The sequence below is a fragment of the Streptomyces sp. NPDC060366 genome (assembly GCF_042725135.1).
Taxonomy (GTDB): domain Bacteria; phylum Actinomycetota; class Actinomycetes; order Streptomycetales; family Streptomycetaceae; genus Streptomyces.
In genome coordinates this window covers 33349-47505 of record NZ_JBHXDC010000014.1, presented here as the reverse complement: position 1 = coordinate 47505, position 14157 = coordinate 33349, and the positions used below count along the sequence as shown (strand labels likewise).

Sequence of the window (14157 nt, the reverse complement as noted above, 5' to 3'; positions counted from 1 at the left end):
GCGGCAGGCACGGGTTGCGTCCCCGTATGTCTGCCAGGGCTGTCGTGATCGTCCGGGTGGCCTTGTCAGGACCCACTCACTGAAGAAGCGAAGGCTACGACCGTGCGTACGTACAGCCCCAAGCCCGGCGATGTCACGCGCCAGTGGCACATCATCGACGCGCAGGACATTGTCCTGGGCCGTCTGGCGACTACGGCAGCGAACCTCCTCCGGGGCAAGCACAAGCCGATCTACGCCCCTCACATGGACATGGGCGACTTCGTCGTCATCATCAACGCCGACAAGGTCCACCTGTCCGGCAACAAGAAGACCCAGAAGATGGCGTACCGCCACTCCGGTTACCCGGGTGGTCTGCGTTCCGTCCGCTACGACGAGCTGCTCGCGAAGAGCCCCGAGAAGGCCGTGGAAAAGGCCATCAAGGGCATGATCCCCAAGAACACCCTGGGCCGTCAGATGCTCTCGAAGCTGAAGGTCTACGCGGGGGACCAGCACCCGCACGCCGCTCAGCAGCCGGTCCCGTTCGAGATCACCCAGGTCGCGCAGTAATTCCGGCCACCGCCTAAGACGAAAAGAAATCTGAGGAACATCGTGGCCGAGACCACTGCAGAGACCCCCGTGGACGCCCCCGAGGCGGAGGAGACCTTCGCCGAGGTGACGACCTTCGAGTCGGAGACCCCCGTCGAGGGCGAGTACACCTCCGAGTCGCTGGCGTCCCGCTTCGGCGACCCCCAGCCGGCCGCCGGCCTGGGCCGCCGTAAGAACGCCATCGCCCGCGTCCGGATCGTTCCGGGCACCGGCAAGTGGAAGATCAACGGTCGCTCGCTCGAGGACTACTTCCCGAACAAGGTTCACCAGCAGGCTGTCAACGAGCCCTTCAAGGTGCTCGAGCTCGACAACCGCTACGACGTCATCGCCCGTATCTCGGGTGGCGGCGTCTCCGGCCAGGCCGGCGCGCTGCGCCTCGGTGTGGCCCGCTCGCTGAACGAGGCGGACGTGGACAACAACCGCGCCCCGCTGAAGAAGGCCGGCTTCCTGAGCCGCGACGACCGCGCGGTCGAGCGCAAGAAGGCCGGTCTCAAGAAGGCCCGCAAGGCGCCGCAGTACAGCAAGCGCTAAACGCTGGCTCCGCCCTACCGCGCCATGGCCCTTACGGTCGTACGGCGTTTGTATGGCATATGTTCGCCCCGGCGGCACTCTGTGCTGCCGGGGCGTTCGTTTTCCGGGCTCTTCGGGGCAATTTCTGAGCACTTTTCGGAGGGACAGCTGTGGGACGACTCTTCGGCACGGACGGCGTGCGCGGCATCGCCAACGCGGATCTGACGGCGGAGCTCGCGCTCGGCCTGTCGGTCGCCGCGGCGCATGTACTCGCCGAGGCGGGCACGTTCGAGGGCCATCGGGCGACAGCGGTCGTCGGGCGCGATCCGCGTGCGTCGGGCGAGTTCCTTGAGGCCGCCGTGGTGGCGGGTCTCGCGAGCGCGGGCGTGGACGTCCTGCGCGTCGGTGTGCTGCCCACCCCGGCGGTGGCGTATCTCACCGGGGCGCTGGGCGCCGACCTCGGCGTGATGCTCTCCGCGAGCCACAACGCCATGCCGGACAACGGCATCAAGTTCTTCGCGCGCGGCGGTCACAAGCTGGCCGACGAACTGGAGGACCGGATCGAGAGTGTGTACGACGAGCACCGCACCGGTGCCCCGTGGGAGCGGCCGACCGGCGCGGGCGTGGGCCGGGTCCGTAACTACGACGAGGGCTTCGACCAGTACGTCGCGCATCTCATCGGCGTGCTGCCGAACCGGCTCGACGGGGTCAAGGTCGTCCTGGACGAGGCGCACGGCGCCGCCGCCCGCGTGTCGCCGGAGGCGTTCACCCGCGCGGGCGCGGAGATCATCACGATCGGCGCCGAGCCGGACGGCCTGAACATCAACGACGGCTGCGGATCCACGCATCTGGAGCTGCTGAAGGCCGCGGTCGTCGAGCACGGCGCGGACCTCGGCATCGCGCACGACGGCGACGCCGACCGCTGCCTCGCCGTGGACGCGGCGGGCGAGGAGGTCGACGGCGACCAGATCCTGGCCGTGCTGGCCCTCGCGATGCGCGAGGCGGGCACGCTGCGCGGCGACGCGGTGGTGGGCACGGTGATGTCCAACCTCGGCTTCAAGATCGCGATGGAGCGGGAGGGCATCAGCCTCGTACAGACGGCGGTCGGCGACCGCTATGTACTGGAGTCGATGAAGGAGCACGGTTACGCGCTGGGCGGCGAGCAGTCCGGGCACGTCATCGTCCTCGACCACGCGACGACCGGCGACGGCACGCTGACCGGCCTGATGCTGGCGGCGCGCGTGGCGAGCACGGGCCGTTCGCTGGCGGACCTCGCGGGCGTGATGCGACGGCTGCCGCAGGTGCTGGTGAACGTGCCCGACGTGGACAAGTCGCGCGTCACGACATCGGCGGAGCTGGCGACGGCGGTGACGGAGGCCGAACAGCAGCTCGGCACGACCGGCCGTGTACTGCTGCGCTCCTCGGGTACGGAACCGCTGGTCCGCGTGATGGTGGAGGCGGCCGACATCGAGCAGGCGCGCGCGGTGGCGGGGCGGCTGGCGGACGTGGTGAAGTCGGCGCTGGGATAGGGGAATCGGGGCGGGGCGAGGGCGGCCGGCGCCCCCGCCTCACTCCTCGGCGGCGCCGAGCCTGTCCCGCACGCGTGCGACCTCCCGCGGGGCGTCCTCCACGGGCCAGCTCGCGCTCAGTTCCTCCAGCATGGGGCGATGGTCCTCGATGACCTCGTCCCACATCAGCCCCCATGCCGCGGCGGCTTGAACCTCTACCTCGGGGCAGCGCGTCGCCCGGACGAGCGCGTCCACGGAGTTGGTCCCCGGAGACTCGTCCAGCGCTTCCAGTGCCCTGACACGGTCGTACAACGGCACGTTCTCGTCGCAGGCGACATTCCCGAGCGCCTCGACGAGCCGGCGGTCAGCGTGCTGCGCATCGTTGAACACCGCTTCCACCGCATCGAGAGCCCGGCGGCGAACGTGATCGCTCGCGGCGGTCTCCACGACCTCGGCCAGCAGGGACGGCTCTTCCCCTGCCACGACGTCCAGCGCGGACAGCGCGGTGAGATGCATGGCCTCGGGCCCGTACTCCCGGCTGAAGCCGGCCGATGAGGGAGGCCGCCGCAGAGTCTCCCGGATGCGGTCCAGGACGAGTGCCCTCTCGGGTTCACGTGCTTTGTCGCCGCCCCGCTTCACGGCGCCGTCGGGACTCCACCAGTGGTCGAGGGCGATGCCCACGGCCGCCTGATCGTCGCTTTCCAGCAACGTGCGAAGCGCCCGGTGATACGACTCGTCCACCGTGGGAGCCCTCAGCCGTTTGTGGGCGTGATAGAGGTCCGGGTCCGCCAACCGGTGTCCTTCCCAGTGGACGCTGTGCGGCTTTCCGAAGATCAGCTCGATGGGGTCCTGGCCCCAGGGATGCTGGGGAGCCCGGTCGCCCCAGCTCTCGGCGACCTCCTCCAGGACGGCGCGGTGCCGATCCAGGCCTCCCGTCCCGATCAGGTAATAGGACGCGTAGGCCTGCACCTCCGGCTCACACTCGCGGAGTGCCCGCAGGAGAATGTCGTCCGCGTCCGCGCCGAGGCTGTCGGCCAGGACGCGGATCGCCGTCTCTGTCGTGCCGGACGCGTCGAAGATCAGGTCGCCGAGGGCGGCGACGAGCCCCTCGTCTTTCACCTCGGCCTTGTCGAGCACTCCCCGGGCTGCCCAGACGGCCTCGTTGCGCACCGCGTCCGAGTCCGTACGGGTGAGAACACCCCGCAGGAGGCCGGCGTCGCCGGGCTCGGCGTGCAGGCTCCCGATCATGTTCAGGGCGCTCGCCTCGGCGGGAGACATCGGCCGCCGGAGCACCTCACGAGCGCGGGCCAGCACCTCCGGCAGGTAGGCATCGGCACGTTCCTCGTCCTCCAGGACATGACGCAGGCCTTCCGAGGACTCGTAGTGGTCGAGCGCGATGCCCACGGCGACCGGGTCCTCGCTGCGGAGCAGGGTGGCGAATGCCCGCAGGCATCCCTCGTCGCTGAGCGGGAACCTCAGCTCGTCATGAGCCTTCCGGAGTGCCGGATCGTCCGGTTCGGTGTCTTCCCAGTAGATGCTGTGGAAGCCCTCGAGCGCTTCGCGAACTTGCCCGGCCTCCCAACCCGCGTCCTCGGGCCAGGACTTGGCGAGCCGACCGAGGCGGTCGCGGTGGGCGCGGAGCCGCACAGGCGTCGCGAGGCAAGCCGCCGCGTACATCTGGAGTTCGAGTTCGGACGACTCACTCTGACGGACGATGAGGTTCTCGACCTCCGGGAGATCGAGATCGTCCAAGGCGTGCAGGGCGTCCTTGCGATCCCGCACATCCAGTCTCTCGTCCAGCACCATGGCGGTGATCAGCGCGAGCAGCCGCCGGTCCGGCTCCTCGCTCTCGGTGAGAGCGGTGCCGGCCGCGAGAAGCGCCATCTGTCGCACGCCGGCGTCGGGGGCGCCTTCGAGGGCGTCGGCGATCAACTCCGCGTCCTGCTCCTCGGCGAGATGCCACATCATGGTGAGAGCGCTCTCGTGGCTGTGGCCGGACGGAGGCTGCCCGAGGAGGTCTCGGGCGGCGAAGCGTACTTCGTCGGCCAGTGGCAAGTAGGGGTTGTCCACGCCCCACCTGGTGTCCGCCTGTGCCGACCGGTAGTCGTCGAGAGCCTCCCGGACGATGTCGATGTCGTCGCTCGCCAACCGGGCACTGAACTCGCCGAGCCGGGACTTCTCGTCGTCGCTCACAAGGCCTTCTTCATCGTCGTCATCTCTTCAGGCGGACCGCGCTCAGAGCTTCCGCAGTGACAGCCGCTGGACCTTGTGGTCCGGTCCCTTGCGGACGACCAGGGTGGCACGGCCGCGGGTCGGCGCCACGTTCTCCAGCAGGTTGAGGCGGTTGACGGTGCGCCAGGTGGTGCGCGCGTAGGCGAGGGCCTCGTCCTCCGAGACCTGGGTGTACTTCCTGAAGTACGAGGACGGATTCTGGAACGCCGTCTCGCGCAGCTCCCGGAAGCGGTTCAGGTACCAGGTCTCGATGTCCTCGGCGCGCGCGTCGACGTACACGCTGAAGTCGAAGAAGTCGGCCAGCCCGACGCGGGTGCGGCCGTCCTGGCCGGGGAGGGCGGGCTGGAGGACGTTCAGGCCCTCGACGATGAGGATGTCGGGGCGCCGTACGACGAGCCTCTCGCCCGGCACGATGTCGTACTTCAGATGCGAGTAGACGGGCGCGGTCACCTCGTCCTTGCCGGCCTTGATGTCGGCGACGAAGCGGGTCAGCGCCCGGCGGTCGTACGACTCCGGGAACCCCTTGCGCGACATCAGACCGCGCGCCTGCAACTCCTTCATCGGCAGCAGGAACCCGTCGGTGGTCACCCGCTCCACGCGCGGGTGCTCGGGCCAGCGGGCGAGCAGCGCCTGGAGGAGCCGCGCGACGGTCGACTTCCCGACGGCCACGCTCCCGGCGACCCCTATTACGAAGGGCGTGCCGAGCTGGGCGCCCTGCCCGTTGCCGGCCTCCCCGAGGAAGGTGTTGAGGGCGCCCCGCAACTGGCCGGTGGCCTGCACGTACAGATTGAGCAGCCGGGAGAGCGGCAGATAGACGTCCCGCACCTCGTCCAGATCGATGACGTCCCCGAGCCCGCGCAGCCGCTCGACCTCCTCGGCGCTGAGCGGCAGGGGTGTCTTGTCGCGCAGCGCGCTCCACTCGGCGCGGCTGAGATCGACGAAGGGTGTCGGCCCATGCTCGGCCCGACGCTGGACGCTGCTCCGTGACGGCGAAGACGGTGTGATCACGTCGCCATTGTCGGGGGTGGGGGGTGGTTGTGGGGGGTGGGGTGGATCACGCCGGCCCTGGACACACCGGAACCCCGGCCTCGCAGGCGCTCGGCGCTCTCGCGGCCCGACCGGGCCGCGAGAGCGGTCAGTACGCGAACCGGTTCACCTTCTCCGGGTGGATCACCAGGCGGACCTGGTCCTCGGCCAGGATCCCGGCGAGGTCGGCGGCGCGGGTCGGGTCGCCGAGGTCCCAGTAGCGGGCGGCCAGGCGGGAGGCCAGGTCGTGCGCTCCGTCGGGTTCGATCGTGACGCCGCCCGCGACCGACACCCAGCGCTCGCGTTCACCCACCGGGGCCGCGACGACGATCGAGGCGCGGGGATCGCGGCGCAGGCGCCGTACCTTGACCGTGTCCGGGCCGGTGAACAGCTGGACCGTGCCGTCGGCGGTGGCCTCGAACCACACCGGTCGTGGCTGCGCCGGGATCGGGCCCGCGGCCACGGACAGGAGCCCGTGCAGGGGGCGTTGGAGGAACTCCAGGTCCTCGGTGGTCAGCGAACTGGCGTCGGTGCTCATCACGGGTCCTTCCGATGGGTTTTCGGTTCACACCTGCCTTGTCAGCATGGACCAACGCGCGCGGCACCGCGGAGTGCCGTGCGGATCTCCACCGCCGACGTAGGGACCGCGCCCCCGCCGGGCCGGGCCGGGCCGACACCGGCGTCAGCCCTTCCTGATCCGCCCCCGCCGCCGCCACGCGCCCGTCAGCTGGCCCGCGATGTAGCACGTCGCGATCGTCGACAGTGACGCGCGGAACCAGCCGATGTCCGGGGACCACCAGGCGTACGCCATCACCGGGACGAACAGCAGCAGTGCCGCGACGCGCAGTACCCACCAGCGGGGTCGGCGCGGGAGTGTCGGGCGGCCCGCCGGGTCGCCCGAGAGGGTGTCGACTATGCCGCCGAAGAAGCCGCGCCGGGCCAGGACCCGGGCGTCGGCGAGGGTGGTGAGGACCTCGTCGCGGGTGCCGAAGTCCGCCGGGAGCGGGGGCAGTCCGAGTGCGGCGAGCAGGGCGGACTGGCGGCGGGCCGGATCGTCGGAGCCGCGCAGGAGGTTGGTGACCGGGCGGGTGTCGGCGACGCCGTACACCGTCGTCAGGGTGCCGGCCGTGGCCGCGACGGCGGCGTGGTCCGGGACCGGCGCCGCCGGATCCCAGTCGTGGTCGGCGACCTTCTTGCCCTTGTGGAGCAGTGTGAAGCCGTACCGGTCGCCCGTCCGCCGCAGGACCAGCGCGGGCCAGGGTTCACCGGTGGTGAAGTTGTCGGCGGCGGCCGTGAGCCGGTCCTCGCCGAGGAGTGTGGCGCGCAGGCCGGGCTCGGGGCCGGCGGCGAGCTCGACGTACGAGGACCGACCGGGCGCCGGGGCTATGCGCAGCGGGACACCGCACATGAGCGCGGCGTCGGCGACGGTGTGGGGCGGGGCCGCGACCAGCGCGAGGCAGTGCGGGGTGACAGGGGAGGCCGGAGCGGGGTGGGGGGAGGGCGCGACCGCCTCCGTACGAGCCCCCGGCACCGGCGGTCTCGGCCGCGAGAAGAACGGCACCCGCGCCGCCACATGCATCCGCACCCCCGACCGGAACTCCAGGAACTCCTCCCGCGCGTCCCCGAGATACGCCCACGGGTACTCCGTCGCGTGCACCCCCACCGCCCGGAACTGCTCCAGCGCCTCCCCGTGCCGGTCCGCCAGCACCAGCATCAGCGTCAGATGGTTACGGAGACCCGCCACCTCCGGATCACCCTGCGGGTACGCGTCCGACAGCTCCTGCGCCCGCTTCAGCGCGGCGTGGATCCGCGACCGGTCGATCCGGTCGCCCTCCGCCGGAGTGCCGTCGGCCACCACGTCGTACTCGACGGCCGCCAGCAGCGGCAGCGCGTGCAGCTTGGAGCCCGGCAGAGCGTGCTCCGCCGCGCGCTCGGCGAAGTCGAACATCTCCGTGTGCGAGCCGTACCACTTGTCGCACAGGTACTGGAGCGCCGAGAGATGGCAGCCGTAGTGGTGCGGCGCGCGGGTGGTCGCCTCGGCCCAGTACGCGTCGAAGACCTCGCGCGGCGCCTGGCTGCCCCGCGCGTGGGTGAGCGCGACCTGCCACGGCACCGGATCGGTGGGGTTCAGCTCGGCCGCCGCGCCGATCACCGGGACCGCGTCGTCGAGCAGCGCGAAGAACGCCTGGAACTGGTCGCGCGAGACGCTGCTCGCCCGCGCGCTCGTCCGTATCTCCCACGCCTGCTGGACACAGTGCTCGGCCTTCACCAGTACGGCGTCCGGGTCCCGCGGCGACTCGGCGAGCCAGGCGTCCAGCCAGCCGGGGCTGTGCAGCGCGCTCTCGGCCAGCCGTGGGACGTATCCGCCACGCCGCTCCCATTCGGCGCCGACGCGGGTCGCCGCGAGCAGATCCCTGGCGGGCCCGTGGTCACCGGCGTACGCCGCGGTGAGCGCGGCGCGCAGCTCCGGCGCGGGCGGGTCGAGGACGACGGCCGCGTCGGGGGGCAGATGGGCGCCGACGGCGGCCCCGTGGCGGAGCATCCGCGGCAGGGTGATCAAGGTGCGTAGCGTCGCGGTCATCGTCACGGTCATCCATTGAAAGCTGTCGGGGGTGGCCGCCACCAGAGGCTTTCGGTGACAAAGCCGTATCGCATGGAGTAGCCGCGTCCGGCGGTCGCCCCAGGTGGGACCGGGTGGGCCGAGGTGGCCGGGTGTCGCGCGCGAGCGCTGCCGGGGCCGCGGGACCGGCCGCCGTAGGGTGCCGACCATGTGCGGAATCGTGGGTTACGTCGGCGGACAGTCGGCGCTCGATGTGGTCATCGCCGGTCTCAAGCGGCTCGAATACCGCGGCTACGACTCGGCCGGTGTCGCGGTCCTCGCCGATGGCGGACTGGCCTCGGCCAAGAAGGCGGGCAAGCTCGTCAATCTGGAGAAGGCGCTGGTGGAGGGGCCGTTGCCGAGCGGCAACACCGGCATCGGTCACACCAGATGGGCCACGCACGGCGGCCCGACCGACGCCAACGCCCACCCGCACGCCGACAACGCGGGCCGCGTCGCCGTCGTGCACAACGGGATCATCGAGAACTTCGCCGCGCTGCGCGCCGAGCTGACCGACCGCGGGCACGACCTCGTCTCCGAGACGGACACGGAGGTCGTGGCGCATCTGCTCGCCGAGGCGTTCTCCTCGTGCGGCGAGCTGGCGGAGTCGATGCGGCAGGTGTGCGGGCTGCTGGAGGGCGCGTTCACGCTGGTCGCCGTGCACGCGGACGAGCCGGACGTCGTCGTGGGCGCGCGCCGCAACTCGCCGCTCGTGGTGGGCGTGGGCGACGGCGAGTCGTTCCTCGCCTCCGACGTCGCGGCCTTCATCGCCCATACGCGCTCCGCGATCGAACTGGGCCAGGACCAGGTGGTGGAGCTGCGCCGCGACGGTGTGACGGTGACCGGCTTCGACGGCGCGCCGGCCGATGTGCGCGCCTACCACGTCGACTGGGACGCCTCGGCGGCCGAGAAGGGCGGCTACGACTACTTCATGCTCAAGGAGATCGCCGAGCAGCCGAAGGCCGTCGCCGACACCCTCCTCGGCCGTATCAACGCCGAGGGCTCGCTGACCCTGGACGAGGTACGGATCCCGTCGCGTGTGCTGCGGGCGGCCGACAAGGTCGTCATCGTGGCGTGCGGGACCGCCTTCCACGCCGGGCTGATCGCGAAGTACGCCATCGAGCACTGGACGCGGATTCCGTGCGAGGTGGAGCTGGCGAGCGAGTTCCGCTACCGCGATCCGATCCTGAACACCCGCACCCTCGTCGTCGCGATCTCGCAGTCCGGCGAGACGATGGACACGCTGATGGCGCTGCGGCACGCGCGCGACCAGGGCGCCACGGTCCTCGCGATCTGCAACACCAACGGCTCGACCATCCCCCGTGAGTCGGACGCCGTCCTCTACACGCACGCGGGCCCCGAGGTCGCGGTCGCGTCCACGAAGGCGTTCCTGACGCAGCTCGTGGCCTGCTACCTGGTCGCGCTGTATCTGGGGCAGTTGCGCGGTACGAAGTACGGCGACGAGATCCGGGCCGTGATCCGCGAACTGTCGCGCATCTCGTGCGAGGTCGAGCGCGTGCTGGAGACGATGGAGCCGGTACGGGAGCTGGCGCGCTCCCTCGCCGACAAGCGGACGGTGCTCTTCCTGGGGCGGCACGTCGGCTACCCGGTGGCGCTGGAGGGCGCGCTGAAGCTGAAGGAACTGGCGTACATGCACGCCGAGGGCTTCGCGGCCGGCGAGCTGAAGCACGGACCGATCGCGCTGATCGAGGAGGACCTGCCGGTGGTGGTCGTCGTACCCTCACCGCGCGGGCGTTCGGTGCTGCACGACAAGATCGTGTCGAACATCCAGGAGATCAGGGCGCGGGGAGCGCGGACGATCGTGATCGCGGAGGAGGGGGACGAGGCGGTGGTGCCGTACGCCGACCATCTCATCCGTATCCCGGTGACGCCGACGCTCCTTCAGCCGCTGGTCGCGACGGTGCCGTTGCAGGTCTTCGCGTGCGAACTGGCGACGGCGCGCGGCAACGAGGTGGACCAGCCGAGGAATCTGGCGAAGTCCGTGACGGTGGAGTGAGCCACGGCGAGTGAGGGATGGGGTTGTGCAGTGATCATCGGGGTGGGGATCGATGTCGCGGAGATCGAACGTTTCGCGGCGTCGCTGGAGCGGACACCGGCCATGGCCGACCGGCTCTTCTCGGAGCGGGAGTTGCTGCTGCCGAGCGGCGAACGGCGCGGTATCGCCTCACTGGCCGCCCGCTTCGCGGCCAAGGAGGCGCTGGCCAAGGCGCTGGGCGCACCGGGCGGGCTGCACTGGACGGACGCCGAGGTGTACGTCGAGGAGAGCGGGCAGCCCCGGCTGCGGGTACGGGGGACGGTGGCGGCGCGGGCGGCGGAACTCGGCGTACGGGCCTGGCATGTGTCGCTCAGCCATGACGCGGGGATCGCGTCGGCGGTTGTGATCGCGGAGGGGTGACGCCGCGTCCGGTGCGGCAGACTCGTGCCATGCGTACTGCGTACAGCGTGGAGAGCGTACGGACCGCCGAGCGGGAGCTGATGGACCGGCTCCCCGAGGGCGTATTGATGCAGCGCGCGGCCGCCGGACTGGCCGCCGCGTGCGCGGATCTGCTGCGGCGGAGAGGGCGGGTGTACGGGGCGCGGGTCGTGCTGCTCGTCGGGAGCGGCGACAACGGCGGCGACGCGCTGTACGCCGGTGCCCGGCTGGCGCGGCGCGGGGCCGGGGTGTCGGCGGTGCTGCTGGCGGCGGGGCGCGCGCACGAGGGCGGGCTCGCGGCGCTGTCGGGCGCGGGCGGGCGGGTGGTGGACGACCCGTTCGACGTACTGGCCGCCGCAGATCTCGTCCTGGACGGCATCACCGGCATCGGCGGGCGCGGCGGGCTGCGGCCCGACGCCGTACCGGTGGCGCGGGCCGCGCGCGGCTCGGACGCGGTGGTGGTGGCCGTCGACCTGCCGAGCGGGGTCGAGGCGGACAGCGGCGAGGTGGTGGGGGAGGCGCTGCGCGCGGACGTGACGGTGACCTTCGGTACGTACAAGCCCGGCCATCTGATCGACCCGGCACGCGAGTACGCGGGGGCCGTGGGGCTCGTCGACATCGGGCTCGGCGCCGTGCTGCCGTCGGTGCCGGAGCTGGAGGCGCTCCAACACGCGGACGTGGCACGGCTGTTGCCGGTGCCGACGGGTGAGAGCGACAAGTACCGGCGCGGTGTCGTCGGTGTCGTCGCAGGATCGGCGCGCTATCCGGGGGCGGCGGTGCTCGCGGTGGCGGGCGCGCTGCGCGGGGGCGCGGGGGCGGTGCGGTACGTGGGGCCCGCCGGGGACGCGGTCATCGCCCGCTTCCCCGAGACGCTGGTCCACGCGGGTCCGCCGGCGAAGGCGGGCCGCGTCCAGGCGTGGGTGGTCGGTCCCGGTCTGGGCGAGGAGCCGGGCGTACGGGACGCGCTGGCGTCCGACGTGCCGGTCCTGGTCGACGCGGACGGTCTGCGCGGGCTGGACGCCGGTGTCGTACGGGCGCGTACGGCCCCGACGCTGCTCACCCCGCACGCGGGGGAGGCGGCGGCGCTGCTGGAGGTACCGCGTGAGGAGGTCGAGTCGGCCCGGCTGACGGCGGTACGGGAACTGGCGGCGCGCTACGGCGCGACGGTGCTGCTGAAGGGCTCCACGACCCTGGTGGCCGACCCGGACACCGCGCTCCCCGTCCGGGTGAACCCCACGGGCACCCCCTGGCTGGCCACGGCGGGCAGCGGCGACGTCCTCTCGGGCCTGACGGGCTCCCTGCTCGCGGCGGGCCTCGGGGCGCGGGACGCGGGGTCGGTGGGGGCGTATCTGCACGGTCTGGCGGCGCGGAGTGCGGCGCGGGGGGCGCCGGTGAGCGCGGAGGACGTGGGGGCGGCGCTGCGGATGGCGTGGCGGGACGTGTCGGCGGAGGGCTGAGCCTTCCCCGGTCCCGACCCCGACCCTTTCCGAAACCGGGGCGCCGCCCCCGGTTTCACTTCGCCATGGCGACATCGTGTCGCAGGAGTTCGACTCCGTGTTCGGAGCCGTACGCCGAGAATCTGCCGGACAGGTCGCGGATCTGCTGGACGCAGCGCGATGCGCCGATCTGTCTGGCGAGGGTGAGGGAACGGCGAGCCAGCTCCGCTGCCTGTTGGACCTCGCCCCCGGCCAGCAGGCTTTCCGCTTCATAGGCGAGGAAAACCGCCTTTGTCTTGTCCCGGGCGCTGGGCAGGAGACTGACGCCCTGGGTGATCTGATCATGCGCGCGGCGCGGGCGGCCAAGATCGATCAGGCATCTGCCGGTGTCCACCGCCAGGTCGGCGGGGCTCATCCAGACGCACCATCTGGGTGCCTCCTCGGTGGTCGAGTTGAGGAGCTTTTCGGCTTGCGCGAGTTCGCGGTAGCAGTCTCGGGCTTCGCCGAGCATCGCGTGCGCTCGCGCTTTTCGCAGAGACAGCAGGGAGCGGGCCGTGGGGTTCGTGGCACGCGAGAGTGCGTGGCCCAGGCACTCCACAGCGGCGCGGGGCCGGCCGAGCCAAATGCTCTGGTAGGCCATATCGGAGAGTGCCCCGGCGCCCATGTCGGTGTTTCCGGCCTCATGGGCGGAGTGCACGGCCGCATGCCAGTAACGGTTGGCCGCCGCGTGGTGCTCGTGATCGAACCGGTGCCAGGCGACGGTCTGGGCGAGGGCTGAGGCCAGGGTGTGCAGACGTTTGCCCAGGGCGCGGTTGTAGCTGCTGTGCTCCAGCAGGTTCACGACGGTTTCGAGGTGCCCGTCCAGAAGGGGACTTGTGTTCTGACGGTGCGCCGTAGGCAGGCTGGTGAGGCCTTGGGCCGATTCCTCCAGCCAGCCGACGAACGCGGGATCCACCGGACGTCCGCCGGTGACGCCGTCGGCCGGCGCCGGTTCGATCGTGGCCCACTGGAGGGCGAGGGAGCCGACGGCGGCCGGAGTGAGGGCCAAGAAGGTGCGGCGGTCGACGGCCATCAATACGGCCTTTCTGAGAACGGCGACGGTCAGCCCTGCCCCGAGGGAGGCGGGCGTCTCGTGGCCGGGCAGCCAGTGAGGCCAGCCCAGAGCCGTTGCCTGTTCGTCGGGGATGTCGAAGACATCGGACAGGAGCGTTTGGGAGAACTCGTCCGGGACGACGCGCTTCTCCCACAGGGACACACGCTGACGGGACGTACCGGCGCGCAGACCGCGTTGCCGGGCGGCGTTCTTCATCTGCTGGGCGAGGTCGGACTGGGACCAGCCGTGCAGGCCTCGCGCGTATGCCAGAGGATGCCGGATGAGTTCGTCCACCCTCCTATGAAAGCAGTCGGGTGGCCGCCCCGTCGGTCGATCGGTGGGAGGGAGATGACAGGGGGATGACACCCGAATGATGGTGCGAACAGGGCCCGTTGCTCTGTAATCGACAGGTTGCCGGATCCGCCCGGCTGACCGTCACTGGCACAAAGGGGAAGGGGACAACCCATGGCGACACGTGCACTCCGGGCTCCGTGGGCGATGGGGCTCGTCACCGACCGGCTTCGGGCCGGCCCGCCGTCGTACGCGACGGTGACGCTCGACCCGGTCACGCAGACCGCCCGCTACACCGACTCCGCCGGCCAGGTGGTCGAGATGGGCAAGCACGGCACCTCGAAGACGACCGGCACCGCGCCGATGTCCGGGGGCGGTGACGGGCAGAGCCCGCCGGAGCAAACGCAGGACGACCACACCACCGACTACGAGTCGGACTGACC

The 14157-nt window shown here is 71.3% G+C and carries 12 protein-coding genes; 7 read left to right on the top strand and 5 right to left on the bottom strand.

Going from position 1 to position 14157, the window contains the following annotated elements:
- Positions 1-102 precede the first annotated feature (102 nt).
- The 3 genes from rplM to glmM all read left to right on the top strand — a co-directional run bounded on the left by rplM (position 103) and on the right by glmM (position 2624).
- Entirely contained in the window at positions 103-546 is a 444-nt protein-coding gene (gene rplM / locus ACFWHU_RS28410) for a 50S ribosomal protein L13 (protein WP_147874332.1), read from the top strand.
- A gap of 42 nt (positions 547-588) precedes the next feature.
- On the top strand, positions 589-1116 hold the full coding sequence (gene rpsI / locus ACFWHU_RS28405; RefSeq protein WP_385791580.1) for a 30S ribosomal protein S9: 528 nt from the start codon (positions 589-591) through the stop codon (positions 1114-1116).
- Positions 1117-1265: 149 nt separating this feature from the next.
- The gene (gene glmM, locus ACFWHU_RS28400; RefSeq protein ID WP_385791578.1) at positions 1266-2624 is read left to right on the top strand and encodes a phosphoglucosamine mutase; all 1359 of its coding nucleotides are present in this window, start codon (positions 1266-1268) and stop codon (positions 2622-2624) included.
- Positions 2625-2663: 39 nt separating this feature from the next.
- Here the strand turns inward: glmM and ACFWHU_RS28395 are convergent, their stop codons facing one another.
- From ACFWHU_RS28395 to ACFWHU_RS28380, 4 genes are all read right to left on the bottom strand, one after another.
- Complete coding sequence (locus tag ACFWHU_RS28395) at positions 2664-4796, bottom strand: hypothetical protein (RefSeq protein ID WP_387228273.1); 2133 nt, start codon at positions 4794-4796, stop codon at positions 2664-2666.
- Positions 4797-4838: 42 nt separating this feature from the next.
- Complete coding sequence (gene coaA, locus ACFWHU_RS28390; RefSeq protein ID WP_385791769.1) at positions 4839-5840, bottom strand: type I pantothenate kinase; 1002 nt, start codon at positions 5838-5840, stop codon at positions 4839-4841.
- 130 nt (positions 5841-5970) lie between these two features.
- A complete protein-coding gene (locus ACFWHU_RS28385; RefSeq protein ID WP_385791575.1) occupies positions 5971-6399 on the bottom strand; it encodes a pyridoxamine 5'-phosphate oxidase family protein in 429 nt (142 codons plus the stop codon).
- 144 nt (positions 6400-6543) lie between these two features.
- Positions 6544-8454, bottom strand: a complete 1911-nt coding sequence (locus ACFWHU_RS28380; protein WP_387228271.1) for a hypothetical protein — start codon at positions 8452-8454, stop codon at positions 6544-6546.
- Positions 8455-8629: 175 nt separating this feature from the next.
- Here ACFWHU_RS28380 and glmS point away from each other — a divergent pair, with 175 nt between their 5' ends.
- Genes glmS through ACFWHU_RS28365 form a run of 3 tightly spaced genes read left to right on the top strand, consistent with a single transcriptional unit; the run spans position 8630 to position 12351 of the window.
- The gene (glmS, locus tag ACFWHU_RS28375) at positions 8630-10477 is read left to right on the top strand and encodes a glutamine--fructose-6-phosphate transaminase (isomerizing) (RefSeq protein WP_387228269.1); all 1848 of its coding nucleotides are present in this window, start codon (positions 8630-8632) and stop codon (positions 10475-10477) included.
- 30 nt (positions 10478-10507) lie between these two features.
- Positions 10508-10876 (top strand): holo-ACP synthase, encoded by a 369-nt coding sequence (locus tag ACFWHU_RS28370; protein WP_383838186.1) that lies wholly within the window; start codon positions 10508-10510, stop codon positions 10874-10876.
- Between the two features lie 29 nt (positions 10877-10905).
- Positions 10906-12351, top strand: coding sequence for an NAD(P)H-hydrate dehydratase (locus tag ACFWHU_RS28365; RefSeq protein ID WP_385791571.1), 1446 nt, complete (start codon positions 10906-10908; stop codon positions 12349-12351).
- Between the two features lie 55 nt (positions 12352-12406).
- Here ACFWHU_RS28365 and ACFWHU_RS28360 read toward each other — a convergent pair whose 3' ends face one another.
- Entirely contained in the window at positions 12407-13639 is a 1233-nt protein-coding gene (locus tag ACFWHU_RS28360; RefSeq protein WP_387228266.1) for an XRE family transcriptional regulator, read from the bottom strand.
- Between the two features lie 282 nt (positions 13640-13921).
- Between ACFWHU_RS28360 and ACFWHU_RS28355 the strand changes: the two genes are divergently transcribed.
- A complete protein-coding gene (locus tag ACFWHU_RS28355) occupies positions 13922-14155 on the top strand; it encodes a putative ATP-grasp-modified RiPP (RefSeq protein ID WP_387228403.1) in 234 nt (77 codons plus the stop codon).
- Positions 14156-14157: the final 2 nt, after the last annotated feature.